Below are 25776 nucleotides of genomic sequence, written 5' to 3'. Positions count from 1 at the left end.
CCTGTGAAGGAACCCTCATCGGGCTGGCTGCGGGGTGTGCTGCCGCTGGCGCTCGCCGCTGTGCTGGCGCAGGGCGATCAGCACGGCTATGCGCTGGTGCAGCAGTTGGCCGCCCACGGATTCGGCACCATCCGCGGGGGAGCGTTGTATCCGGTGCTCGGCCGGATGGAGACCGAAGGGCTGGTGGAAGCTCGTTGGGAGCCCGGGGAAGGCGGGCCGGGCCGCAAGGTGTACCGGCTCAGCGACGCCGGACGGGCTCGACTGCTCGAGGAGACCGCGACGTGGCAGCGGTTCTCCGACTCGATGGACCGGCTGCTGGAGCAGGTAACGAAGGAGGAGTGGTGACGGACTTGACTTCCCGGTGGAAAGCTCGGGCGAGGCTGGCGCTGGCGGGGCAGTCGGTGGACTCGGCCACCGCCGACATGGTGCTCGATGAGGTGGACCTGCACTGCGCGCAGTCCGGTGAGACGCCCGAGGACGCCTTCGGTGCACCGGAGAAGTACGCGGCCGCCGTGGCTCGCGACCGCATACCGCCCGAGGAGCGCACCGGCCGGAACTGGGACGGCCTGACCCGCGCGGACCAGGTCTCCGCCGCTCTCGCTCAGACGGGGGTGGCCGTCCTTGCGGCCGGCGTTTGTATGTGGGTCGGGGACGGAACGATGCTGACCGTGACCCCTGCCGGGGTGGCCGGCAGCGCGCTCCTTGGCGTGGCGATACCGAGCGCCTGCCTGACGGCGACCCTTGCGAGTTCCAGGGCCCGGGGTGCCGTCCGCTGGGGAGTCGGCGCCGTTGCCGCGTTGCTGCTGTCGGCGGGGGCCTTCACCTACCTGCCGACGGCCTCCTACGGTCGGCTTCCCGTCCCGGCTCTGTGTGCGCTGGGTGTCCTGCTGCTCTGGTCGGCCGCACGCTACAAGCCGGGCCCTGACCACAAGGAACTCACCTCGGAGTCTCAACTACTGCCCGAGAACTGGCTGGTTGAGCTGCCCCGGCTGCTTGAGGAACGGCACGGACTGTCCCGCGCCCGGGCCGCCGAACTCACCAGGGAGGCCGCCCATCACCTCACCGCCACAGGGTGTTCTCCCCAGGAGGAGTTCGGTCCCGTCGAGCTGTACGCGCTCCAAGTTGCCGAGGGGCAGAGCGTCCCCCGCACGCGGTGGTGGATGCGTCCTGACGCTCAGGCGGCGGCACTCGCTGTCCTCCTCGTGGGCTACCTGGTGACCAACCTCGCCTCAGCCGGTCCGGCCTGGCAGACCGTGCTGGCCGCGGTCGCCCTGGCAACGGAGCTGGCGCTTCTCACCGTCAGCCTGCTGCGCAAGCGGCCCGCCGTGTCCACTGCACGGTAGCCACAACAAGCCGGTGCGTTGACCCTCCGAGCCGTCGCCGACTGCCTGACCGTCCAGCACAACTCCATGCGGTGGCACCTCGGCAACAAGCAGGGACTTCTCGCGCGGCTCGCCGAGCCCATCAACGGCTCCGGTGCTGGACACGCACCTGCCGACCGAGCCCTATGAACGGCTGACCGTGCTCTGAGGGCGCCTGCGCCAGGCCCCCTGCCCAGCGCATCGCGAGGGCCCGCCTCGGCCTCGTCGACGGTCTCATTGGCACGGAGCCCCATACATCGGCCTTCGCCGACGCCTCCATCAGCGCCCTGAAGGAACCCGGCAGGGACGCGAAGAAGGCCGTCTGGCTGCACCGCTGGTCCGACTTTTCTTCCGTTCTCGGCCTGACCACTGAGCAGCAGGATCACCCGAGCCCGTCCGGGCCGACTCCTTTCGGGCTGCCGTCATCTCAGGACACCGACCAGCTCACGACGGCCCTGACCGCACTCGGAGTCGACCACACCCACCCCGTCATCGCGGACCGGCACCACATCACCGTGGTGGGCACCGCCTGCACACGGCACCCAGTGATCGCCATGGAATTCACCGAAGCTGTCGCCCAGTTCAGCGATGCACTCACCCTGCGACGCCACCGGCGCGTCAAGGAACACAGCATCACCTCATGGAGCGAAACAGGCCGATGAGCCACCCGGCTCCCGGACCCCCAATGACGAACCCACGCAGAAGGAAGCAGAACTCCATGCACCTGACTTCCCGTGAGAAGTTCCCTCCGGCCAGCGGCGATCGGCAGGCGTCCTTAATCGTCCTCGGCCCGGTGGCAACATCCGAAAAGGTCTTGGAGAGTCTGGAGCTGGCGGGGTATCAGGTCGCCGGGGCCAGCACCAGGGCCGCGGCGCTGGTGCTGCTGGCCGCCCAGCGGTTCGACCTGCTGATCATCGACACCCTGATGCCCGACGCGCACGACCTGGCGGGGTATCAGCGCCTGGCTGACGGCAGCGCCCCGGTGCTGTTCCTGACGGATCCCACGTCACTGGATGGCCTGTGCCCATGGCTCAGTCTCGGCGTCGCCGACTATGTCCTCAAACCGCTGCGCGTGCCGGAAATTCTGGCCAGAGTGCAGGTGCTGCTGCACGACCGGGGGGCCGCACGGCCGGAGCGCACGCCGCGCCAAGCCGCCGACCTCACCCTGGGCGACCTCATCCTGAACGACGCCACCTGTCAGGTGTGGCGCGGACGGCGAGAGCTCAGTCTGTCTCCCACGGAGTACCGGCTGCTGCGCTGCCTCTTGCTCCACCCGGGGCAGGTCCTGTCCAAGGAGCAGATCAGCCGGAATGTGTGGGGTGAGGACCGGGCCCGCACCGAGAACACCATCGAGTCGCTCATCTCCCGCCTCCGGCGCAAGGTCGACCGGGAGGCTCCCCCCTTGATCCACACCCGTAAGGGCTTCGGCTACTGGCTCGGCGCGGGGGAGGGGGTCGGGGGCCCGTAGGGCGCAGGAGCCGCCTCATCCTGTGACCTGCGCCACATCAGGTCGTTGGCAGGTGCCTGCCAGGGAGATGTCAGGTTCGCGTGATGAGTTGTGCTCGTCGAGATCTTCAGCCCCGTCCCGGATCTGCGGCGTGACGGACCCCCACACCTGAGGAGCCCCATGGCCGATGTACTCGCAGCGGTGAACTCTTCCATCGGCCTACGGAATTCAGGACTGACGATCGCCGTCGCCGGGGCCGAATTCGGGTGGGGAAGCACCGGAAAACTGTGCGCGGTGATAGCCGAGCTCCGTCGATCCGCGCCCGTGCCGCTGCGGTTCGTCGGGCTCGCTTCCCGGCTCAGCCGTACCCTGCTCGCCGCACACGGGGTCGACCAGTGGTACGACGTGGCAACCGACGACCGCGAGGCCGTCGCGGAGGTCGCACGCCGCGAGAATGTCTCCGCCGGGCTCGTGGTCCTGGAGGGGCCCGCGGCCTCGTCGCTGGAGGCGGCCGGCGTCCCGACGGTGTTCGTGGACAGCCTGCCGTTCCTGTGGACTCGAAGCGATCTCCCCTCGCTTCCGCTCGAAGTCTCCGTCTACTGCGCTCAGCGCTGCATCGAACTGGAGCCGCACAGCCGGGACCTCCTCGCCGCCGTACGCAATCTGCAATGGGTGGAAGCCGTCGTCCTGGAGAACTCCGGAACGCAGGGCGCGCACACCGGCAATGCGTCGCCCACCGCAGCTCCTTTCCAGCGGGCACTGGTCAGCTTCGGCGGACTGCGGTCTCCGACGCTCACGGACTGGACCAGCTATCCACGCGTCGTCCTTCCCGCGGCGCTGAACGCTCTGGAAAGGGCAGGATTCAGCGAGGTCCATGTGGCCGGCAATCTTCCGCCGGAATTCCCCCGGGAGCCGGTGCGCGCCTCGCATCCGGTGGACGGGGCGTCGATGAAAGTCACCTACGGGGCACTGCCCCACGCGGAATTCCTCCGCCATGTGTCGGACGCGGATGTGCTGCTCACCTCGCCCGGTCTCACCACACTCCTGGAGGCGGGCGCACGGTCCACACCGGTGGTGTGTCTGCCGCCCCAGAACCTGAGCCAGATCTTCAACGGCCGCTTCCACAGCAGAGCCGTCGCGGCCGACACCAGGGTCCGCTGGCCGGACGACGTCTTCTGCGAGGAGGCGGTGCTGCGGGACCGCACCTCCTCCGAGGAGGCGGTGCTGCGCCAGATCTACGGCGGTATCTCCGCCGCGGCCAAGAGCCCGGACCGCGCGGAGACCGCGGTGGGGGCCGGTGTGCTGGCGGCCCTGGAGCGGGCACGGGCCGGCGCCGACTGGTCGGGCCTGGCCCGCGGCGTCGGCAGCGGCGGCGCCCGCCAGGTCGCCGGCCATGTGCTGGCGCTCGCGCGGCCTACATCTGGTGCGGTCTCCGGCTGATCACGCTCCGCACTGCCCAACTACTCGTCACAGGAAGGCTTGCGCATGGCTGGACCGACAGGTGCGGGGCACCGCACGCGCGCACGTCAGAGGTATCTGTTCGTCCGCATTCTCGAAGCCTGCAACGCCGACTGCTTCATGTGTGAGTTCGCGCTGTCCCGCGACACTTACCGGTTCTCGCTGGACGACTTCGATGAGCTGCTGCCGCGGGCCGCCGAGGCAGGAGTGGGCTACGTCCGCTTCACCGGCGGCGAACCGCTGATGCACCCGGACGTCGCCGAGTTGGTGCGCCGGGGCACCGCCGCCGGGATGCGGATGTCGATCATCACCAACGGGATGATGCTGCCCCGGCGCATCGAGGAGCTCGCCGAAGCGGGGCTCGCCCAGGTCATCGTGAGTCTCGACGGCGGTTCGGCGACGACACACGATGTCTACCGCCGCTCGCCCGGCATGTTCGACAACGGGCTGACCGGCCTGCGCAGAGCTGCCGAACTCGGTGTGCTCCCGCGAGTGAACAGCGTGGTGGGACCGCACAATTACACCGAGATGCCGCAGCTCCAGAAGACCCTCACGGAAGCCGGCGTGCGCCAGTGGGAGCTGTCCGCCATCAAGCTGGACCGCAGCATCCGCTACCCGGACCCGGAGCATGTACGGTCCGTCTGCGATCCGGTCTACGAGGCCGACCCGCAGACCCACCTGGTCCCGCTCGGCAAGCGCTTCTACGGCGACACACCCGAGGAGCGGGACCGCTACTTCGCCGACTCGACCACACCGCGGGCGAGCGAGCCGCTGTGCCATGTCGTGGACGACGTGATCTACCTGGACGGCAAGTACGAGCGGGCCTATGCGTGCAGTTGCCTGCCGCACCGCGAAGGCTCGGACCCCCACGGCGCGTCCTGGCGCCAGGACGGGGTGATCCAGCTCGACACACCGGCCTTCCGGTCCCAGGCGGACTTCTTCCGTGAGCAGGGACCACAGATCTGCAACGGCTGTTCCACCACAGCTGCCGGGTACAGCGACGATGTGGCCCGACTGGGGAGCGTACCGCCGTGGCAGTACTGAGCCCGCGTACCGAGGACCCGGCCGCCCCGGCCCGGGGGCACGCCCTGCTGGTCGATGAGCCGCGACTGCTCGACGCGTCGACCGCACGGCGCCGCATCGCCGCCCATCTGACGGAACTGGACGTGTCGTACCCGACGGCCCCGTCCACTCCTGACGTGGCGGTCGTCTGTGACGCGCCCGAGGCCGCGGCGCGGCTCTCCGGACAAGGTGTACCGGTGGTGTATCTGCACTGCCGCCACCGGGCGACGGAGCTTCCGGACGTACCCGCCGTCACCCGCCTCGTGCAACGGCCCGACTGGCTCTCCGAAATGCCGACGGTCAGTCAGGAGCAGCTGAATTGCGTGCAGTTGCTCGCGCCTCGTCGGTTGACGCGTAACCGGTCGCGGGCCGGGTGTCTGGTGCTCGTCTCGGTGTATGAGGCCGACGACGCGGAACGTGCCGATTTCACCGACACCTTCCTGCGGCCGGCCGCAGCGGAGGCGGTGCGCCGCACCGGCCATTGCGACGTGGTGTGCGACACCGGTTTCACGGCCGTACGGAAGGCACTCGGCCCGGTCGCCGGTGTCCGCGTGCACCGGGCCGCGGACGTGGATTTCGACGCACTGCACGCCGCCGCGGAGACGTTCCTCGCCTCCCCGACACTGACCGCCGTATCGCTGGCCTGGGCACGCAACGCCCCCTTGACCCTGTTGCCCCCGCTCGGCCCGGACCAGCGCGATCTGGCCGACCGGCTGCGACGGCTGGTGCCGATCGAGGTGGCGGAGGACGCCCGGCGACCCGCCGTGTGGACTCCGCACCCAGGCCCCTGGGCGGCCCTGGGATCCGATGACGACGCCCGGCGCGAAGCACAGCGCATCGCTCGTCGCGTCCGCCAACTCGCGCTCATACCCACCGTGTTCTGACGTAGCAAGGCCCCTTTCCTTGTCGGCACGACCCGGCTTTCCGCCGGATGGGAGATTTCTGATGCCCCCCATACCCTCAGAGACCCACCCCGCCACCCTTCCCCTCACCACTGCCGCCGACGTCCCCGAGGAGCAGTGGAACGACTGGCGGTGGCACATGCGCAAGCGCATCAACACCGTCGAGAAGGCCCAGCAGTGGATTCGCACGACTCCCGCCGAGGAGAAAGCGATCGCCGAATCGGCCGGCAAGTACCGCTGGTCACTGACGCCTTACTACGCCTCGCTGATGGATCCCGACGATCCGCTGTGCCCGGTACGGCAGCAGGCCGTGCCGTCGCTCGGTGAGCTGATGGAGTACCACGGTACGGACGTCGATCCGGTGGGCGACATGTTCTACCGGAAGACCAACCGCGTGGTGCACAAGTACCCGGACCGGGTGATCATGCTCATCACCGAGGCGTGCCCGGTCTACTGCCGGCACTGCACCCGCAAGTTCCATACCACCGACGTGGACGGCACGTACTTCGAGAAGAACGAGGGCGAGGACTTCACCGCAGACCTCCAGTACATCGCCGACCACCCCGAGATCCGCGATGTGCTGCTGACCGGCGGCGACCCGCTCTCCTACATGGACGGCAAACTGGAAGAGATCATCTCCGGTCTGCGCGCCATCCCGAGCGTGGAGATCATCCGTATCGGCAGCCGGTTCCCGGTGCTGCTGCCGCAGCGCATCACCACGGAGCTGTGCGAGATGCTCGCCCGCTACCACCCGGTGTGGCTGAACACCCACTTCAACCACCCCAAGGAAATCACCCCGGAGGCCGAGCAGGCCATCGACCGGCTGCTGCGTCACGGGATCCCGGTGGGCAACCAGACGGTGCTGCTGCGCGGTGTCAACGACGAGGTGGACACCATGCGCAAGCTCATGACGGAGCTGCTGCGCATTCGCGTACGCCCGTACTACCTCTACCACTGCGACAACGTGACCGGCGTCGCGCACTTCATGACCTCCGTCGAAAAGGGCTGGGAGATCATGGAGGGCCTCCAGGGACACATCACCGGCTTCGGCGTACCGCAGTACGTGCTCACCACCCGGCTCGGCAAGATCCCCATGTCCCAGCCCTCCTACAAGCAGGTCCCCGAAGGGCTGCTGCTGCGTAACTACAAGGGCCAGGAAATGGTCGTGAGCCAGGACGTATATCCCGTCACGGAGCCGTCGGCCGACAACGGGGACGGCGACCGATGACCCTCCAGAAACGACAGGGCCAGCGCTTTCTGCCTTACGGCGCGAACTACCTCAACTGGTCCGACATGCACGAGTTGCAGCAGGTCATCGAGCAGAGCGTGCTGTTCCGCTATCAGACCGAGTCGGAGAGCATGGCGAGCCGGCTGGAGCGCACGGTGGGTGAGCGACTGGGCGCCGAGCATGTGCTCGCGGTCCACAACTGCACCGAGGCGCTGCGGCTCGCCCTGGTCTCCACCCGGCCGGCAGTGGGGGACGTCGTCTACATTCCCGCGGTCACCTTCGTCGCGGTGGCCGGGGCCGTGCTGTCCACGGGACTGATCCCGGTGCCGGTCGACGTCGACGAGACGCTGGCCCTGGACACCTCGCTGCTGCCCGCCGATGCGCGCCGGGTGATCGTCGCCCACATGGAGGGCGCCGTCGCACCTCTGCCGACCCACGTGCCCTTCGTCATCGAGGACGCCGCCCAGGCGCTGGGAGCGTGCTTCCCGGACGGTGGCCGCGTCGGCACCCGTGGCTACGCGGGCGCCTTCAGCTTCCACCACAACAAGGTCCTCACCTCCGGCGAGGGCGGGCTGCTGGTCACCAACGACCGGGCGGCGTGGCAGGAGATGCGCTGCTACCACGATCACGGCTCGGCCCGTAAGCCCGGCCGCTACCCCACCTGGAACGAGGACGCCTACTACGGCGAGAACCTGGTCACCAGTGAAGAGGTCGCCGCCATCCAGCTCCAGCAGTTCCGCCACCTCGACGAGGTCCTCGGCGGGCTGGAGCGGCACTACCGGATCGCGACGCAGGAGCTGCCCGACCGGCCCGACATCGCGCTGGTTCCGCGGTCGCCCGGCGATGTCAAGATCAGCCTGCGGCTGCGCCTCGACAACCGGGAACTGCGCGACACCGCGGTCGAGCGGCTCACCGAGCAGGGCATCGCCAACTGGACGCTCGGCAAGTACTTCCTGCCCGAGCACCCGGTCCTCGCGGGGCGGCGTTCGCTGTACGCCGACGGCTTCCCCTGGAACCTCGCCGACGCCGTGCCCCGCGCCCTCACCCGCGACGGCTTCGCCCGCACCCGCTCCCTCCTGGACCGCACCCTCTGCGTTCCGCTGTCTCCGGAGCTGAGCGAGCAGCAGCAGGCTACGGCGGCCAAGCTGCTGCGCCGGACGCTGGAGACCATGTGAGCGGCTTGCTGCTGGTGGACGACAGGCCCAACTCGTTCACCCGGTACGCGCTGCGGCACCGGCCCGAGGAGCTGGTCCTGCTGCGCTTCGAGGAGGCGCGCGACGACCTGCCGGCCGGGTATCTGCGCGACACGGCGCAGCTGCCCGCATTCTGGGTCCGCAGCGATGTGCCGCTCACCGAGGAGGCACGCCGCTACCGCGACTGGATCGCACGGCAGCCGGTGCGCCCGGTGCACTTCTGCAACCCTTCCGAGCCCCGTCAGCACATCGCCCAGCGCTTCGCCGGCCTGGTGGGACTGCCGCATCTGACGAGCGAGCAGGTGCAGTGGGTGCGGGACAAGGCCGCGATGAAGGACAAGTTCCGCGCACTGGGCCTGCGTACGGCCGCCTACCAGCGGGTCTCCGCCGCCGAGGAGGTCATGTGCTTCGCCGCGGAACACGGCTGGCCGGTCGTCCTCAAACCGGTCGACTCCTTCGCCTGCCTCGACACCTATCTGCTGCGCGGACCCGCGGATCTGCGGCAAGTCGACCTCGCCGCACGCCACTTCATGGTGGAGGAGCATCTGGGCGGCACGGAGTGGGAGGCCTGCGCACTGATCCACCGGGGCGAGGTGCTGGACGTCTGGCCGAGCGCCATGCCCTGCCGCCCGCTGGACATCGTCGAGGGCGCGATGAACGCCAACATCAGCGTCGGCTCGGGGCCGGGACCGCGCTGTGATGTGGCCGGCCTGGTGCGGCGGGTGGTGACCGGGATGGACATCGACCACGGCTATCTGCACATGGAGTTCTTCGAGACCGACGACGCCGTCTATATGGGGGAGGCCGGTGTCCGGCTGGCGGGCTGCGAGATCACCGCGAACCACGGGCACGCCTACGGCTTCGACGTCTTCGGCGCCACCCTCGATGTCTACACCGGCCGCCGGCCCCGGCTGGACTACGGCGTCCGGCGGTGCGTGGGCGATCTGCTGCTGCCGCTGCCGGACTCCGGCCGGGTGCTCGCCGTCACCTCGCCCGAGGAACTGCTGCGCCTGCCCGGCGTCATCGAAGCCGTCGTACGGATGGCGCCCGGCGACCTGGTCACCGCCCGGCGCGCCTCGCACAACGCGTCCGGATTCGTACACGTCGAAGGCGCCACGTCGGCCGAGGTCGAGAAACGTATGGCGAACGTACTGGAGCACTTCCGCATCGACATCGCGGCGGCGCCCGTGCCCTCGACGGCGTCCCCGTGACCGTGCCGATCGTGCGGTATGACAGACGAGTTGCAGAGCAAGCGTGGGACGAACGGAGAGCCGGGTTCGATGGTCGCTACGGTCAGGAAGTTCCTCCGTCTTCTCCAACGGCCTTACGTGGCCGGGGCCGCCGGATGGAGCGTGGTGTGCCGGCTACCCGTCTACCTCATGTCGCTGGCCCTGGTGCTGGTGGTGCGGGAACAGGGCGGCAGCTACGCCCAGGCGGGGCTGGTCTCGGCGCTCTACGCCGTGGGTATGGCGGTGGGCGGTCCGTTCGTCGCCCGCCGGATGGACCGCACCAACCCCCGCAACGCACTGCTGCTCACGGGTCTGCTGTATCCGTCGGCGCTCACCGCGCTGGTGTGGTGGACGGATCCGGCCACACCCGGGCAGCTCGCTCTGGCACTGACGGCGGGAATCGCCCTGCCCCCGGGCAATGCGTGCATGCGCTCCCTGTGGGCCCGGATCCCGCTGGCGGAGGAGGAGCGGGAGACGGCCTACCTGTGGGAGGCCCTGCTCGCTGAACTGCTCATCACCAGCGCGCCGTTGATCTTCGCCGTGCTGATGGTCACCGGTTCGGCGCGTACGGCGCTCACCACGGTGGCGGTCGTGGGCGGCGTCGGAGCCATGGGCCTGGGGACGACGCGGCTGCTGCGGACCCGGACAGCCGGGGACGGCGCAACGCCGCCGGGCACGGCGGAGGACGGTACCCCGGAGAGCACCGGGAACCAGCCCGCACGCGGCATCCTGGGGCCGATCAGCAACACCGGCATGCCGGCCCTCCTCCTGGTGATGGCCGCCGCTTCGGTACCGATCGGGCTGATGACGCTGGCCATTCCGGCCTTCGTCGACGAGCAGGGCTCTCCCGGACACACCGGAGTGGTGTACGCCTGCTGGGGCATCGGCAGCGCCATAGGCGCCCTCCTGCTGGGACGATCCCAGTCGGAGCGGCCGGTGCACCGTCGCTTCCCCTGGCTTCTGCTCGCCTACGCGGGCGGGACCGCGCTGCCGCTGCTGGCCACCTCCGAGGTCGCCCTCGCTCTGACGCTGGCGGTGGGGAGCGCCCCCATCGCACTCGTGTCGGCCAGTGAGATGTCCTTGGTGAGCAGACTGGCCGACAGCGACAAGGCGGCGGAGGCGTTCACCTGGGCGTCCCTGGCCACGGTCATCGGCGATGCCCTGGGCCAGCAGATCGGCGGCCTGCTGGTCGAACCGCTGGCGGCGCGCGGGGTGTTCGCGGTCGCGGCGATCGTGTCGCTGGCCGCCTCGGCCGGGGCGTTCGCCTTCCGCGGACTCTTCGCCGGTGACCCCAGGCCGGCACCTGCTCCCGCCTGACCCGCTCTCCGCGCATCCCACGGTTCGCGCAACAACTGCTCCAGGCACAGCATTGAAGAAGGAACACGAGGTCATTTCATGCAGTCCACTCCATCCACCGCTACGCAAGGGCGCGTCGGGTCCCCTCCACGGCCCACGCCACCCTTCCACCCGGTCGCAGAAGAGGAACTCCCCGCGGCCGTGGCGGACTTCCTGGGCAGCCCCGGGGCAGGCGGGATTCCCGTGGTCGTGGAGGGCCGCCCCGACCTGGCCGACAGCGTCGAACTGGCCTCCACGCTGTATTCCGGCACGGCACCGCCCACACCGCTGGATCACGGCGTACTGCTCGACGATATCGGCGAACTCCCCGCAGGACTCGTGGAGTTGGCCCAGCCCCTGGCCCGGACCTGGCTGACCGCGGACTCCCTCGACCGGCTGCGCCAAGAGGCAGACGGCACCCTGCTCGTCCTGGGCACCTACGACCGCCTCCGCCTCGATCCGGTCAGAGAGCTGCTGAACAGCACCTACCGGGCCCAGGGATTCCGTGTGACGTTCCTCAGCGGCCGCGACTCCCGGTCACTGCTGTGGAACGTGGCCAAGCAGTACGCCCGGCCGGACGACTCCCTGACCGAACTCGGACTGTTCACCGACACCGACCGGCCGACGCCCCTCGACACCGTCCGGGTCTATGACGACCGTGACTTCGAACGCGTCGACATCCAGGCCGAGATCCTCGGCGAACGCTGGCGGAAGGTCGTCTTCCAGGGGCACGGCAAGGACGACAGCATCAACCTGGGCGAGTTCACCATCTGCGGACTCAACCCGGTGGTCCCGCGCAGCGAGGAACTCCTCGGCCCGCGCTGCGCCTACGGCTTTGCCTGCTACAAGCCCGAGGACAAACTCGTCCCGCTGAACCGGGTCGCGGCAGCCGAAGTGGTCCTCAGCGCCTGCAACAGCGGACCGCTCGCCGACCTCGTCCTCTACGACCCCCGCTACCAGATCCTGCTCAACGCGCTCGACGGACCGGCCCGTACCGTCGTATCGGCGGTCTCCGTGCACGACTCGGACCGGCCGGAGAACGCCGCCTGGATGCGCGCGGCGACCGACGGCGCGGATTCGGTGGACGTGCTCAACGCGAGCCTGGCGGGGTCACACCCCTACCCCGCCTTCATGCGGTTCGGTCTGCCCGCCGGCCCCGCCGACGCGGTTCCCGAACCGTCCGACCACTGCCCCGACGACCTCCTCCTGACGGTCGGCACCCGTCTCACCGCGCTCCTCACCGGTGAGCTGCTGCCCCACAACCATTCCTTGCGGCCCCGGCTGACCAAACTCGCCCGCAAGGTGGACCAGTGGGTGGCACGGCCCACGCACCTGGCCGAGCAGTCCCCTGACGAACTCCGCACCTCGCTCATGGCGGACCTTCAGTCACTCGACCACGTGCTGGCCCAGGACATCGGCAAGAACCCCGAAACCGAGGTGATGAACTACCCCGCCCACTTCGGCGACCGCAGCCGGCTGGACCCGCAGGTCAAGGAAGTGATCTGCCACTGCGGCCGCCCGGCCCAGCGATTCGTCCGCCGAGGGCTGCTGCCCCATGTCCTGGACACCGTCTGCGTGGTGTGTCTGCGCTGCGGTGACGTCACCTTCCAGGTGCCGGACGCGCCGGAGCTGCTGGCGTTCGCACCGGACGAGGTGCCGGTGGGCGGGGTCCTGGAGATCCGGGCCCGCCTGAACGCCGCCCGGCCGGGACCGGTACGTCTGGGGCTGTTCGTGCCCGCGTATATGCGCGAGGACACCGTCGTGGAGCCCGCCACCACCAAGGTCAGGGGTTCCGGCACACACGCTCAGGACGTGTCCTTCCGCGTGCGCGTCGCCGACAACACCCCTCCGCAGGCTTACTACTTCACCGTCTTCGCGGTCCAGGACCTCGCGGTGTCGACCGCCCGACGGCACTTCGGAGTAGTACCCCGTCGGGGCTGACCCACGTCGGCCCCATCCCCCCGAAAGGAATGACCATGACCGGTTCCCTGCACCCCGGCAAGGACAGCGCCGGCGGCGAGCGCACGGCCGAAGAACGAGCGAAGACCCCCGAGATCGAGCTGATCGAGACCAACGGCGAGGTCACACTGAGCATCGGCGGCGAACAGGCCATGCAGGCCTGGGAGCGCGACCTGATGTGGGCCAGCGCCGATCTGCTGTGTAAACACGGCAAGGACTTCTACGAGGTCGGCCTGGGGCTCGGCCTCTCCGCACTGCGGATCGCCACCAACCCGGCGACCCGCAGCCACACCGTCCTCGAAGTCTTCGACGAGGTCGAGGAGTTGTTCCGGGACCGGCACCCCGAACTGCCGCCCACGCTCTCCATCGAGCGAGGCGACTTCTTCCAGCGGATCCGCGAACTCCCCTCCGAGAGCATCGATGGCATGTTCTTCGACCCGGCCCTGGACATGGAGGTCTGGAAGGACGCCGATCTGTGGTCCGCGTCCATGACCGAGGTGGTACGGGTACTCCGGCCCGGGGGCGTGTTCATCCCCTTCTTCAGCACCAGGCCGGAGTTGCGCTGGCAGTACGTCGACCACTTCCGCAGGATCCATGTCGAGCGGCACACCTACCAGGCGTACGACACCACCGAGTACGCGTACGGCACCACCGGCAACGCCTACATCCAGTGCTTCTACAAGGACTGAGGGCCCGGCGCCGGAACGCCGCACCCTTCCCCGACCGCAGTTCACCGCTCCTGTCCCGCTCGTCCCGTTCCCTCCAGGAGGTCATGCCATGACAACAACTGCTCCTCGCGGCGGTACCCCCGACTCCGCCTTCCAGGGCGTGTCGAGTGTGTTCCTCGGCGGGCCCTTCATGGGCCTCGTCGACTCCAAGTCCGGCCGGATGTCGGACCGCGACTGTCAGCCGTTCACGGTGCTGATCGAGCACTTCGAGCGACAGGGCCTGCACGTCTACAACGCCCACCGCCGGGAGGCCTGGGGCGCGGAGGTCATGCCGCCGGACGAGTGCACGGCGCTCGACCAGGAGGAGATCGAGAAAGCGGATGTGTTCGTCGCGATCCCCGGTATCCCACCGTCACCCGGGACCCACATCGAAATGGGCTGGGCCAGCGCGTTCGGCAAACCGATAGTCCTGCTGCTGGAAGAGGGCAGGGACGAGGACTACGGCTTCCTCGTACGGGGCCTGCGCGCGGTCGCCACCGTCGAATACGTCCGCTGCACGGACATCGCCACCGCACTGCCGGAGGTCGACGCCGCCATCCGCCGAGCGCTGGAGCGACTGCGCACGGCCGGCTGACGGCCAGGGCCGGCTGAGGGGCACGGCCGGTTGCGGGACCATCCGCAGCCGGCCGTCCTCGACCGGCGTGATCAGGCCGAGTTCGTCAGATTGCCGACGCAGTCGGCAGTGCGCCGCGACAGGTCGGTGACCCGCAACAGCTAAGCAGTTCCGAGGGCGTCGCGCAGGAACGAGATGGCCTGATCGACGGCTGCTCGGGTGGCCTTGGACTGACTGAGCGAGTTGAGCATCATGAAGTCGTGCACCGTGCCGTCGTAGCGCACCGTGGTGACCGGAACGCCGGCGCCCCGCAGCTTCGCGGCGTACGCCTCGCCCTCGTCGCGCAGCACGTCGGCCTCGTCCACGATCAGCAGGGCGGGCGGCAGGCCGCTGAGCTGCTCGGCCGTGGCCTGATTGGGCGAGGCGGTGATCTCCGCGCGCTGCTTCGAGTCCGTGGTGTAGGCGTCCCAGAACCACTCCATCAGCTTGCGGCTGAGGTAGTAGCCATCGGCGAACTCGTCGTAGGAGCCGGTGTCCATGGCCGCGTCCGTGACCGGGTAGTACATCGACTGCTGCACGAAGGTGACGTCACCGCGCGCCTTGGCCATGAGGGCCAGCGCAGCGGTCATGTTGCCGCCGACCGACTCGCCGGCCACCACCATGCGTCGCGCGTCCAGACCCTTCGACGCCCCCTCGCGCGTGATCCACTGCGCGGTGGCGTAGCCCTGCTCAATGGCCACGGGGTAGTGGGCCTCCGGCGACGGGGTGTACTCCACGAAGGCGACCGCCGTGCGGGCCCCGACCGACAGCTCCCGTACCAGACGGTCGTGGGTGTCGGCGTTGCCCAGCACCCAGCCGCCGCCGTGCATGTACAGCACGACGGGCAGCGTTCCGGTCACGCCCTCCGGCTTGACGATGCGCACCCGCACGTCGCCCACGCGGGCCGGTACGGTGATCCACTCCTCGTCGACCGGCAGCTTGTCGATCGGCGCAGCCTGTAGATCGTCCAGGACCTTGCGCGCTTCGATGGGCTTCAGCTCGTACAGGAACGGGTGGTGCGAAGTCGCGTCGGCAAGCTCCTGCGCCGGCGGCTCCAGGACGATCGAGGCGGATCGAGCAGTCATGACAATGCTCCCTGTCACTACCGAGAAGCCCATGGTGAAGAGGGTCAGGCGCGTGACGCCCGCCCGGGGCCTCGGCGTCACCGCACGTCCGGCTTTCGGCCGAGCCCCTGGTCAAGCCCTCAATAGGGCGATACGCCCATCGTAGTGGCGGCCCTTGCGATCCTCGACTGCGGACTGATCGACCCGACCACCGGCGCCCAGCCGGCACTGGCGACCACCGGATCCGGATTCGGGCGGCAGATCAGGATGGCCAGCAGTCTCGCGGCGGTGTCTTCGCCGGGAGCGGGGGAGTGCCCGTCCAAGCGGGGGTTCGGTTCAGCCGGTGTCTGATGGTGCGGGTGGCAGGCGCAGATGTGCGAGGTCGTCGGGGACCGGGCTGGTGTGGGGCCACATGGGGGCGATGCCGGCGTCGGCTGTCGCGGGGGCGTCGGTCAGGCGCATGCGCTCACGCAGCCGGCCGTAGAAGTCGGTCGGTCCCAGCCGCGCGACGCGCAGGCGCTGCGGAGCCGCGTAGACACCGATCCAGTCTCCCGGGTCCAGCACACCACGCAACTGGCCGTCGACGCTCACCGCGGCCCGGCCGGAGTGGCCCAGGACGCGCAGGGCGACGGGTTCGTGGGGCGCGGCGACCACCGAGCGGTTGAAGGTCATGTGCGGAGCCACCGGGGTGAAGACGATGGCGTCAGCTCCGGGGGAGATGACGGGTCCGCCGGCGGCGAAGCTGTAGGCGGTGGACCCCGTGGGGGTGGCGACCAGGACGGCGTCGGCGGAGTAGGAGGCGAGCAGTCGGCCCGCGAGGTACACGCCGAGGGAGACCTGCCGGTCGCGTGCCAGTTTCTCCAGGACGATGTCATTGAGGGCGGTCACGTTCAGAGCCACCCCCCAGTCCAGGGCGGCAGCGCACTCGGGGCGCACCGGCGGAGGCGGCAGCGCGGGACCGCGGCCGTAGCGCAGCAGGGTCTCCAGCCCTTCGGGGATTTTCAGCGGACAGGACGCCCGCATCGTCAGCATCAGACGGGTCTCGATATCCACCTGGCTGCGATGGATGGTGTCCAGCGCGTACTCGACGTGGTCGGCCGGGACCTCGGTCAGGAAGCCGAGGGTGCCCAGGTCAACTCCCAGGACAAGGGCGTTGTTCTGTGCGGCCAGACGTGCTCCGCGGAGGAAGGTGCCGTCTCCTCCGAGCGTGACGATCAGGTCGGGGCTGCCGGCCGCGTCGACCTCCTCCCGCGCGTCCTGTCGTTCTCCGTCCTGACTCCACACATCGATGGCGACGCAACCGACATCCCGGCGTTCGCACCATCGCCGGACGACGTCGGCAGCCTCCAGGGCACGGGGACGTCCTCCGTGGACGACGATGCCCACCCGTTGCACGCTCACGTCACGTCCTCTCCGTCCGGGTGGATGGTCCCCGCCACTGGTGGCAACAGAAGGCCCGCCGACCAGGTTGTCTCGCGTTGCTCGCCTGAGTATCGGCCCTCGGTTGGAAGCAGCACTGTCGCCACGCGGCCTGCGCCGGGGTTCTCGGGCACCATCCCTCGGTGGACATGTCCCGACGGCCGGGAGGGCGCGGCTGCGTCCTCCCGGCCGTCGACGGAATCAGGAGCCGGAGAGCTCCGTTCGCACGGTACGGGCGGCGGTGACCAGGTTCTCCAGTGAGGCGCGGGTCTCCGGCCAGCCGCGGGTCTTCAGGCCGCAGTCCGGGTTGACCCAGAGACGCTCGGCGGGGATGGCCTCAAGTCCCTTGCGCAGCAGGGCCGCTGCCTCGTCGGCGCTCGGGACGCGCGGGGAGTGGATGTCGTAGACACCGGGGCCGGCCTCGCGCGGGTAGCCGTGGGCGGCGAGCTCGCGGGCTACCTGCATATGGGAGCGGGCGGCCTCCAGGCTGATGACGTCCGCGTCGAGGTCGTCGATGGCCTGCACGATGTCGCCGAACTCGGCGTAGCACATGTGGGTGTGGATCTGGGTGCGGTCCTGAACCCCGCTGGTGGAGAGGCGGAACGCCTCGGTGGCCCAGGCCAGGTACGCGGTGTGGTCGGCCGCGCGCAGCGGCAGCGTCTCGCGCAGGGCGGGCTCGTCGACCTGGATGACCGAGGTGCCGGCTGCCTCCAGGTCATTGACCTCGTCGCGCAGGGCGAGTGCCACCTGGCGGGCGGTGTCCCCGAGCGGCTGGTCGTCGCGGACGAAGGACCAGGCGAGCATGGTGACCGGGCCGGTGAGCATGCCCTTGACCGGGCGGTCGGTGTGCGACTGGGCGTACCGGGTCCAGCGGACCGTCATCGGTTCGGGGCGGGAGATGTCCCCGGCCAGGACCGGCGGGCGGACATAGCGGGTGCCGTAGGACTGCACCCAGCCGTGCTGGGTGGCGAGGTAGCCGGTGAGCTGCTCGGCGAAGTACTGCACCATGTCGTTGCGCTCGGGCTCGCCGTGCACGAGGACATCGATTCCGGCCTTCTCCTGGAAGGCGAGGACGTCGCGGATCTCCGTCCTGATGCGCTCCTCGTAGCCGGCGGTGTCGATCCGTCCGGTCCGCAGATCGGCGCGGGCCGTGCGCAGCTCGGCGGTCTGCGGGAACGAGCCGATGGTCGTGGTCGGCAGCAGCGGCAGCCCGAGGTGGGCGCGCTGGGCGGCGGCGCGCTCGGCGTACGGCTGTGAGCGGCGGCCGTCGGCGTCGGTGACGGCCGCCGCCCGGGCGCGTACGGCCGGGGCGTGGGTGAGGGCGGACGTGGCCCGGGAGGCCAGATCGGCGCGGTTCGCGGCGAGTTCGGCGGCGACGGTGTCGGTGCCCTGCGCCAGTCCCCGTGCCAGGGTCACCAGCTCCGCGGTCTTCTGCTTGGCGAAGGCCAGCCAGCGGGCGATCTGCGGGTCGATCTCGCGCTCGACCGCGGCGTCCAGCGGCACATGCAGCAGCGAGCAGGACGCGGCCACATCGACCCGGTCGGCGAGGCCGAGCAGGGTGCCGAGGGTGGCCAGCGAGTTCTCCAGATCGTTGATCCAGATGTTGCGGCCGTTGACCACGCCCGCCACCAGGCGCTTACCCGGGAGTCCGCCGACGGCCGCCAGCGCGTCGAGGTTGGCCGCGGCCGCGTCGGTGAAGTCGAGCGCCAGACCGTCCACCGGAGCCTTGGCCAGGACGGGCAGGGCGTCGCCGAGCCGGTCGAAGTACGAGGCGACCAGGAGCTTCGGGCGGTCGGTGAGGGTGCCCAGATCGCGGTAGGCGCGCGCGGCGGCGTTCAGCTCGGCCGGCGTGCGGTCCTGGACGAGGGCGGGCTCGTCGAGCTGCACCCACTCGGCACCGGCGGCCCGCAGATCGGCCAGGACCTTGGCGTAGACCGGCAGCAGCCGGTCGAGCAGGGTCAGCGGCTCGAAGTCCGCGGCGACACCGGGAGCGGGCTTCGACAGCAGCAGATAGGTGACCGGCCCGACGAGCACCGGCCGGGCAGCGAGGCCGAGTGCGAGGGCCTCCTTCAGCTCGGCCACCTGCTTGCCGGAGTCGGCGCTGAAGACGGTGTCCGGGCCCAACTCGGGCACCAGGTAGTGGTAGTTGGTGTCAAACCACTTGGTCATTTCCAGCGGCGCCACGTCCTGGGTGCCGCGCGCCATCGCGAAGTAGCCGTCGAGGGCGTCGGCCGCGACGGCGTCCCGGTGACGGTCCGGGACGGCACCGACCATGACGCTGGTGTCCAGCACATGGTCGTAGTACGAGAAGTCACCGGTGGGCACCTCATGGATGCCGGCGTCGGCCAGTTGCTGCCAGTTCGAACGGCGCAGGTCCTTCGCGGTCTCCAGCAAGGTGTCCGCGGCGACGCGGCCCTTCCAGTACCCCTCGATGGCCTTCTTCAGTTCCCGGTGCTGTCCCTGGCGGGGGTAGCCGTACACGGTGGCCCGTGCTGCCGCGGCTGCGGGCTTAGCTGTCACGGAACTCTCCTTCGCGGATATGTCTCTTGAAGTCCCGGGACGGAACGAGAAGCGCGAAGGGATGACGAACCCGACGGAACCACGGTGCGTTCGCGACGCACGTGTCCGCCTGGTATGTACGCCGACCCGCCCTCGAGGTCACCGGGATATCCGTCCACGCATGGGCGTGCACGGGCAACGGGCAGGTCTTCGGACTCGCGGGCACGCCTGCCGGAATCCTCCGGCGGGCATCTACTGGCCGTCGCTTCCCGAATCCGCGGCCCGGATTCAGTGCGTATGACGGCGGTCGTTCCCACTTACCGCTGCGGGGCAGTCCCGGATTCTCACCGGGTTCCCTCTTACGACGCGGCCCGTCTGGCGGACGGGGCGAACCTGTTGCCCGGCCAGCGTAGGACGCGGGCCCCCTATCGCACACCTCTGCTCACATGCCGGACTGTGAGATGAGACACCGGCGGGGCGCGGTTTGGGACGCGGCAGGGCGCGGAACGGCCTCAGTCATCCGTTCCGCGCTCCGCTCCGCACACCGCCCGGGTCCCTCAACCCGGCGGCGACCCAGGACCCTCAGCCCTGGTCGTAGGTGTGGAACCCGCGCCCCGTCTTACGGCCCAGCAGCCCGGCCTCCACCATGCGTTGCAGCAGCGGCGGCGGTGCGTAGAGGGGTTCCTTGAACTCGTCGTAGAGGGACTGCGCGATGGAGGCCACGGTGTCCAGCCCGATCAGATCGGCGAGCTTGAGCGGGCCCATCGGGTGGGCGCAGCCCAGCTCCATGCCCGCGTCCACATCGGCGGCGGTGGCGAAGCCGGACTCGGCCATTCGGATGGCGGCGAGGAGGTACGGCACGAGCAGGGCGTTGACGACGAACCCGGCCCGGTCCTGGGACCGGACGACCGTCTTGGCCAGAGTGCCGGTGACGAACTCCTCGGCGGCGGCGACCGTCGCCGGTGCGGTGTGCAGGGAGGTGACGACCTCGACCAGCGGCAGCACCGGGACCGGGTTGAAGAAGTGCAGCCCCAGGACGCGGTCCGCGCGGCGGGTGGCCATGCCCAGCCGCATGACGGGGATGGCCGAGGTGTTCGTCGCCAGGATCGCCTCCTCATCCTCGACGATCTTGTCGAGTGCGGTGAAGACGTCGGTCTTGGCCTCGGTGTTCTCGACGATGGCCTCGATGACGAGCTGCCGGTCGGCGAGGTCGTCAAGGCTGCCGGTGAAGACCGTCCGGGTGAGGGTGTCCTCGGCCGAGATGCGGTCCAGCTTGCCGCGCTGGACGGCGCGTTCGAGCGAAATGGCCAGCCGCTCGCGGGCGGCGCGGGCCGCGGTCGCATCCGCCTCACAGAGCACGGTGTCGAGGCCGGCGCGGGCACACACCTCGGCGATCCCCGCCCCCATCTGGCCGCCGCCGACGACTCCGACCCGCCGGATCGCGGGGTTCGGTGCGGCGCTCATGCCGTGACCTCGGCCCGCTGCACGAGGTGACGGGCGTAGGCGTCCGGGGTGAAGAAAGCGGGCAACTCCCTTGCCAGCCCGTTCCGTTCGAAGATTTCCCGCACCTCTTCGGTCCGTGCCCAGGGGTACTCGGCTCCCAGGCGGGCGATCTCCTCGTCAAGGAGGCCGAGCACGGTGTCCCGGTCGACGACGCCGTGGCGCAGCCACTGCCAGATCTGCGCCCGGGCGATCTCGGCGGCCGCCGCGTCCTCCATGAGCCCGTCGAGCGCCACGGCGCCGGTGCCGCGCAGCCAGGCGTCGAAGTAGCGCAGGGCGACCGCGATGTTGGCGCGCACCCCGTCCGCGGTGGGCGGTCCCGCGGTGCGCCGCACGGCGAGGAGCACGTCGGCCGAAACCTCGACGTCCTCCCGGGTGCGGTCGATCTGATGCGGCCGCTCGCCCAGCACACTGTCGAAGATCTCGCGGCAGAAGGGGACGAGCGCGGGGTGGGCGACCCACGTCCCGTCGAAGCCGTCCTCGGCTTCGCGCTCCTTGTCGAGCCGCACCGTGGCGAGCGCGGCCCCGTCGGCCTGCGCGTCGTGGCCGGGCACATGCGCGGTCATGCCGCCGATGGCGTGCGCGCCGCGCTGGTGGCAGGTGCGCACGAGCAGCTCCGTGTAGGCGCGCAGGAAGGGCGCCGTCATGGTGACCCGCTTCCGGTCGGGGAGCGAGAAGTCGGGGCGGTGCGCGAAGATCTTGATCAGGCTGAAGAGGTAGTCCCAGCGGCCCGCGTTGAGGCCCGCGCTGTGTTCGCGCAGCTCGTAGAGGATCTCCTCCATCTCGAAGGCCGCGGTGACCGTCTCGATCAGGACGGTGGCACGGATGGTGCCCCGCGGAATGCCGAGCAGCTCCTGGGCGAGGACGAACACGTCGTTCCACAGCCGGGCGTCGAAGGCGTTCTCCAGCTTGGGCAAGTAGAAGTACGGGCCGGAGCCGGCGTCGATCTGGCGCTGTGCGCAGTGGAAGAAGTACAGGCCGAAGTCGACGAGCGAGGCGGGGACGGGGCGGCCGTCGACGAGGAGATGGTCCTCGGTGAGGTGCCAGCCGCGGGGACGGACGACGATGGTCGCCAGCCGTTCGCCGAGGCGGTACTCCGTGCCGTCGGGTGCGGTGAAGTCGATGCGCCGCTCGATGGCGTCCAGCAGGTTCAGCTGACCGCCGATGATGTTCTCCCAGGTGGGGGAGGTGGCGTCCTCGAAGTCGGCCAGCCAGACCTGCGCTCCGGAGTTGAGTGCGTCGACCGTCGTCCGGCGCTCCGGCGGCCCGGTGATCTCCACCCGCCGGTCGGTGAGACCCGGTGCGGGCGGGGCGACCCGCCAGTGCGGATCGGCGCGGACGGCGGTGGTGGCCAGCGAGAAGTCGAGCGGGGCACCGGACGAGAGGCGAAGGGCGCGGCGGCGGCGCTCGGTGAGGACATCGCGGTACCGGCCGGAGAACGTCCGGGTGAGGCGCCCGATGAAGTCGAGGGCGTCGGGCGTGAGGATCTCGTCGGAGCGGTCGCCCGGTGCGCCGAGCACCTGGACACGGCTGGTCAGTTCGGTGGTGGTCATGCGCATCTCCTCAACGGGCGGAGCGGAGCGGGGTGGTGAGGGGCGGTGAGGGCCGGACGGAGACGGTCGTCCGGCCCTCACCTGGATACGGGGCGGCCGAACGCGTACGCGCCGAGCCATGGGGGGCTGACAGCCGGGCCAACGGTGCCCGGCGGGCCCGGAGAAGCCGGGCAGTTCCTAGTGGAACTGCTCCTCCTCCGTGGAGCCGCTGAGCGCGGTGGTCGAAGAGGCCGGGTTGAGGGCGGTGGAGACCTGGTCGAAGTAGCCGGTGCCGACCTCGCGCTGGTGCTTGACGGCAGTGAAGCCCTGGGCCTGGGCGGCGAACTCCTTCTCCTGGAGGTCGACATAGGCCGTCATGCCGGACTCGGCGTAGCCGCGGGCCAGGTCGAACATGCCGTGGTTGAGGGAGTGGAACCCGGCCAGGGTGATGAACTGGAACCGGTAGCCCATCGCGCCCAGTTCGCGCTGGAACTTGGCGATCTGGTCGTCGTCGAGGGCGGCCTTCCAGTTGAAGGACGGCGAGCAGTTGTAGGCCAGCATCTGGTCGGGGTGCTCGGCGTGGATCGCCTCGGCGAACTCGCGGGCCTGGGCCAGGTCCGGGGTGCCGGTCTCGACCCAGATCAGGTCGGCGTACGGGGCGTAGGCCAGACCGCGGGCGATGACCGGCGCCATGCCGTTGCGGACCCGGTAGAAGCCCTCGGCGGTGCGCTCGCCCGTGACGAACTCGGCGTCCCGCTCGTCGATGTCGCTGGTCAGCAGGTTCGCCGCGAGGGCATCCGTACGGGCGACGATCAGGGTCGGCACGTCGGCGATATCGGCGGCGAGACGCGCGGCGTTCAGGGTGCGGATGTGCTGGCCGGTGGGGACGAGGACCTTGCCGCCGAGGTGGCCGCACTTCTTCTCGGAGGCGAGCTGGTCCTCGTAGTGGATACCGGCCGCACCCGCCGCGATCATCGCCTTGGTCAGCTCGAAGGCGTTGAGCGGCCCGCCGAAGCCGGCCTCGGCATCGGCCACGATCGGCGCGAGCCAGTCCGTGGTGTCGCTGCCGCCCTCCGCGGTGGCGATCTGGTCGGCCCGCAGCAGCGCGTTATTGATCCGACGGACCACCTGCGGCACGGAGTTGGCGGGGTAGAGGCTCTGGTCGGGGTAGGTGTGACCGGCCTGGTTGGCGTCGGCCGCGACCTGCCACCCCGACAGGTAGATGGCCTGGAGACCGGCCTTGACCTGCTGGACCGCCTGACCGCCGGTCAGCGCACCCAGCGCGTGGACGTAGTCCTGCTCATGCAGCTGCCGCCACAGCCGCTCGGCGCCGCGCCGGGCCAGCGTGTGCTCCTCACGGACACTGCCTGACAGCCGCACCACCTCCTCCGCGCCATAGGTGCGCTCGATCCCCTTCCAGCGCGGGTCGGCCGCCCACCGCTGCGCCAGCTCTGCGGCCGTTGTCGTGCTTGTCTGTGCCATGACCGTCTCCCGGGTCTGCCTGTATCTCGTGAAAAGTGCGAAGGTGGCACTGGGTGCCTATTTCTGATGCGGCCCGCCGGAGGTCCCTGCGCGTTCAATGGTGAGCAATGTTGCGCGAACTTCCGTCCGGAACGGCCGGGATCTCCGACGTCAGGGCCTGGATCGTGCCCGGTGTTCCGCTTCGGTCGCCGGTTCCGGCGGGCCGTACTCAGACTCTGGCACCGGCACTGAGTGCCATCAACCATGGACGCATGCCAAGTTCCGCGAATCTTCTTGGCCCTCTTTGCCAACCTTGCGAAGGTTCGGTTCGGCGAGGTTGTGCTTAGGATCGGGCGGGAAATCCTGCGGAGAGGGACGACATCATCGTGAGCAAGACCTATGCGGGAGCGCGTCTGCGACGGCTTCGCGAGGAGCGGCGCCTGAGCCAGGCGGCCCTGGCGCGGATGCTGGAGATCTCGCCCAGCTACCTCAACCAGATGGAGCACGACTCAAGGCCGCTGACCGTCCCCGTCCTGCTTCGCCTCACCGAGGCCTTCGGCGTCGACGCGGGGTTCTTCTCGGAACGTGACACCGGCCGGCTCGTCGCCGATCTGCGCGATGCCCTCGCCAACGAGATTGCCACGAGCCAGGTGTCCCCCTCGGACCTCGCGGAACTCGCCTCCCGTATGCCCGCGGTCGCCGGAGTGCTCGTCGACCTGGGCCGGCGCAACCACCAGCTCGCCGAGCGGCTGGCCGAAGCCGCGGAGGGCAGGGGACAGGCCGTGGGCACACTGCCGCGTTCCCCGCACGAGGAGATCCGCGAGTTCTTCTACCGCCGCCGCAACTACCTCCACGACGCCGACCTCGCCGCTGAGGACCTCGCCACCGAACTCGGCATTCGCCCCGGCGAGGTCCTGCGCATCCTGACCGCCCGTCTGGCGGACCGCCACGGCGTACGGGTATCGGGGGACTCACGAGCCCTGCACCACTACGACGCCGCCGACCGGGTCCTGCACCTGTCGAGCCGACTGCGCCCCGGCCAGCAGGCGTTCCGCATGGCCACCCAGCTGGCGTTCCTCGAATACGACGACGAACTCTCCCGCCTCGCCTCGGAGGACTTCACCCCGGACTCCGCCGCCTGGTCACTGGCCCGCATCGGCATCGCCAACTACTTCGCCGCCGCGATGATCCTTCCGTACCGCCGCTTCCACGCGGCGGCCGAAGAGGCCCGCTACGACATCGAGCGGCTCACCGACCAGTTCGGCCTCGGCTACGAGACGGTCTGCCACCGCCTGAGCACCCTCCAGCGCCCGCGGCTGCGCGGCGTCCCGTTCTCCTTCGTACGGGTGGACCGCGCCGGCAACATGTCCAAACGGCAGTCGGCGACCGGCTTCCACTTCTCCCGGGCGGGTGGCACCTGCCCGCTGTGGAACGTCTACGAGGCGTTCGCCGCACCCGGCCGCATCCACGTCCAGATCGCCGCCATGCCGGACGGGCAGCGCTACCTGTGGACCGCCCGGGCGATCACCCGGCACCGCGGCGGCTGGGGCGAGTCCGGCAAAACCTTCGCCATCGGCCTCGGCTGCGAGGTCCGTCACGCCTCCCAACTCGTCTACTCCGACGGCCTGGACCTCGACAACGCCGCGGCGGCCACCCCGATCGGCATGGGCTGCCGCATCTGCGAACGCACCGACTGCCCCCAGCGAGCGGTCCCGCCGCTGGACCGCCGCCTGGCGGTGGACGAGAACAGCAGCACGTTCGTGCCGTACCCCGTCGCCGAACCGGGCGTCTGACCGCGCTTCAGTGG

At 69.8% G+C, this 25776-nt stretch carries 22 protein-coding genes and 1 riboswitch; of the genes, 15 read left to right on the top strand and 7 right to left on the bottom strand.

What is annotated here, in order from left to right; genetic code table 11:
• The first annotated feature begins 3 nt into the window (after positions 1-3).
• From QT196_RS02390 to QT196_RS02380, 3 genes are read left to right on the top strand one after another with little or no spacing between them, the layout of a single operon-like run.
• Positions 4-345, top strand: a complete 342-nt coding sequence (locus tag QT196_RS02390; protein WP_211117276.1) for a helix-turn-helix transcriptional regulator — start codon at positions 4-6, stop codon at positions 343-345.
• Entirely contained in the window at positions 342-1343 is a 1002-nt protein-coding gene (locus tag QT196_RS02385) for a hypothetical protein (protein ID WP_266735305.1), read from the top strand. Before QT196_RS02390 ends, QT196_RS02385 begins: the two co-directional genes overlap by 4 nt.
• An 18-nt stretch (positions 1344-1361) precedes the next feature.
• Entirely contained in the window at positions 1362-1511 is a 150-nt protein-coding gene (locus QT196_RS02380) for a hypothetical protein (protein WP_168477100.1), read from the top strand.
• 272 nt (positions 1512-1783) lie between these two features.
• Here QT196_RS02380 and QT196_RS02375 read toward each other — a convergent pair whose 3' ends face one another.
• A complete protein-coding gene (locus QT196_RS02375) occupies positions 1784-1990 on the bottom strand; it encodes a hypothetical protein (protein WP_168477098.1) in 207 nt (68 codons plus the stop codon).
• Positions 1991-2154: 164 nt separating this feature from the next.
• Between QT196_RS02375 and QT196_RS02370 the strand changes: the two genes are divergently transcribed.
• From QT196_RS02370 to QT196_RS02320, 11 genes are all read left to right on the top strand, one after another.
• Complete coding sequence (locus QT196_RS02370; RefSeq protein ID WP_266735308.1) at positions 2155-2829, top strand: response regulator transcription factor; 675 nt, start codon at positions 2155-2157, stop codon at positions 2827-2829.
• A gap of 159 nt (positions 2830-2988) precedes the next feature.
• Complete coding sequence (locus QT196_RS02365; RefSeq protein WP_266735310.1) at positions 2989-4248, top strand: hydroxymethylcytosylglucuronate/cytosylglucuronate synthase; 1260 nt, start codon at positions 2989-2991, stop codon at positions 4246-4248.
• Between the two features lie 45 nt (positions 4249-4293).
• On the top strand, positions 4294-5310 hold the full coding sequence (blsE, locus tag QT196_RS02360) for a cytosylglucuronate decarboxylase (protein WP_266735312.1): 1017 nt from the start codon (positions 4294-4296) through the stop codon (positions 5308-5310).
• Positions 5298-6212, top strand: coding sequence for a CGA synthase-related protein (gene blsF, locus QT196_RS02355; protein ID WP_266735314.1), 915 nt, complete (start codon positions 5298-5300; stop codon positions 6210-6212). The genes blsE and blsF overlap by 13 nt, the downstream gene beginning before the upstream one ends.
• A gap of 61 nt (positions 6213-6273) precedes the next feature.
• Entirely contained in the window at positions 6274-7458 is a 1185-nt protein-coding gene (gene blsG, locus QT196_RS02350; RefSeq protein WP_168477090.1) for an arginine 2,3-aminomutase, read from the top strand.
• Complete coding sequence (locus QT196_RS02345; protein WP_266735317.1) at positions 7455-8633, top strand: DegT/DnrJ/EryC1/StrS family aminotransferase; 1179 nt, start codon at positions 7455-7457, stop codon at positions 8631-8633. Before blsG ends, QT196_RS02345 begins: the two co-directional genes overlap by 4 nt.
• A complete protein-coding gene (locus QT196_RS02340; RefSeq protein ID WP_266735319.1) occupies positions 8630-9862 on the top strand; it encodes an ATP-dependent carboxylate-amine ligase in 1233 nt (410 codons plus the stop codon). Before QT196_RS02345 ends, QT196_RS02340 begins: the two co-directional genes overlap by 4 nt.
• Positions 9863-10006: 144 nt before the next feature.
• Positions 10007-11197, top strand: coding sequence for an MFS transporter (locus QT196_RS02335; RefSeq protein WP_290354216.1), 1191 nt, complete (start codon positions 10007-10009; stop codon positions 11195-11197).
• 180 nt (positions 11198-11377) lie between these two features.
• Positions 11378-13156 carry a hypothetical protein gene (locus QT196_RS02330; protein ID WP_290354215.1) on the top strand — a complete coding sequence of 593 codons (1779 nt, stop codon included), beginning with the start codon at positions 11378-11380 and terminating at the stop codon, positions 13154-13156.
• A gap of 35 nt (positions 13157-13191) precedes the next feature.
• Complete coding sequence (locus QT196_RS02325) at positions 13192-13863, top strand: class I SAM-dependent methyltransferase (protein ID WP_168477080.1); 672 nt, start codon at positions 13192-13194, stop codon at positions 13861-13863.
• A gap of 88 nt (positions 13864-13951) precedes the next feature.
• Complete coding sequence (locus tag QT196_RS02320; RefSeq protein WP_290354213.1) at positions 13952-14476, top strand: nucleoside 2-deoxyribosyltransferase; 525 nt, start codon at positions 13952-13954, stop codon at positions 14474-14476.
• A 140-nt stretch (positions 14477-14616) separates the two neighbouring features.
• On the opposite strand, the gene QT196_RS02315 is transcribed toward QT196_RS02320, so the two are convergent.
• The 6 genes from QT196_RS02315 to aceA form a co-directional block, all read right to left on the bottom strand.
• Complete coding sequence (locus QT196_RS02315) at positions 14617-15579, bottom strand: alpha/beta hydrolase (RefSeq protein ID WP_266735326.1); 963 nt, start codon at positions 15577-15579, stop codon at positions 14617-14619.
• Positions 15580-15894: 315 nt separating this feature from the next.
• Complete coding sequence (locus QT196_RS02310) at positions 15895-16959, bottom strand: NAD(+)/NADH kinase (RefSeq protein ID WP_266735328.1); 1065 nt, start codon at positions 16957-16959, stop codon at positions 15895-15897.
• A 219-nt stretch (positions 16960-17178) separates the two neighbouring features.
• Positions 17179-19497 carry a 5-methyltetrahydropteroyltriglutamate--homocysteine S-methyltransferase gene (metE, locus tag QT196_RS02305; protein ID WP_290354212.1) on the bottom strand — a complete coding sequence of 773 codons (2319 nt, stop codon included), beginning with the start codon at positions 19495-19497 and terminating at the stop codon, positions 17179-17181.
• 162 nt (positions 19498-19659) lie between these two features.
• Positions 19660-19888, bottom strand: a riboswitch (cobalamin riboswitch).
• A gap of 170 nt (positions 19889-20058) precedes the next feature.
• A complete protein-coding gene (locus QT196_RS02300) occupies positions 20059-20940 on the bottom strand; it encodes a 3-hydroxybutyryl-CoA dehydrogenase (RefSeq protein ID WP_168477068.1) in 882 nt (293 codons plus the stop codon).
• Positions 20937-22529, bottom strand: a complete 1593-nt coding sequence (gene aceB, locus QT196_RS02295; RefSeq protein ID WP_290354211.1) for a malate synthase A — start codon at positions 22527-22529, stop codon at positions 20937-20939. Before aceB ends, QT196_RS02300 begins: the two co-directional genes overlap by 4 nt.
• Before the next feature lie 177 nt (positions 22530-22706).
• Positions 22707-23990, bottom strand: a complete 1284-nt coding sequence (gene aceA, locus QT196_RS02290; protein ID WP_168477064.1) for an isocitrate lyase — start codon at positions 23988-23990, stop codon at positions 22707-22709.
• Between the two features lie 365 nt (positions 23991-24355).
• Between aceA and QT196_RS02285 the strand changes: the two genes are divergently transcribed.
• Positions 24356-25762 carry a short-chain fatty acyl-CoA regulator family protein gene (locus QT196_RS02285; protein ID WP_290354207.1) on the top strand — a complete coding sequence of 469 codons (1407 nt, stop codon included), beginning with the start codon at positions 24356-24358 and terminating at the stop codon, positions 25760-25762.
• The last annotated feature ends 14 nt before the right edge of the window (positions 25763-25776 follow it).

Origin of the sequence: Streptomyces sp. P9-2B-2, assembly GCF_030406865.1 — a bacterium.
GTDB classification, from domain to species: domain Bacteria; phylum Actinomycetota; class Actinomycetes; order Streptomycetales; family Streptomycetaceae; genus Streptomyces; species Streptomyces platensis.
Note: the sequence above shows the minus strand (reverse complement) of the source record. Positions and strands in the feature narration are given on the sequence as shown.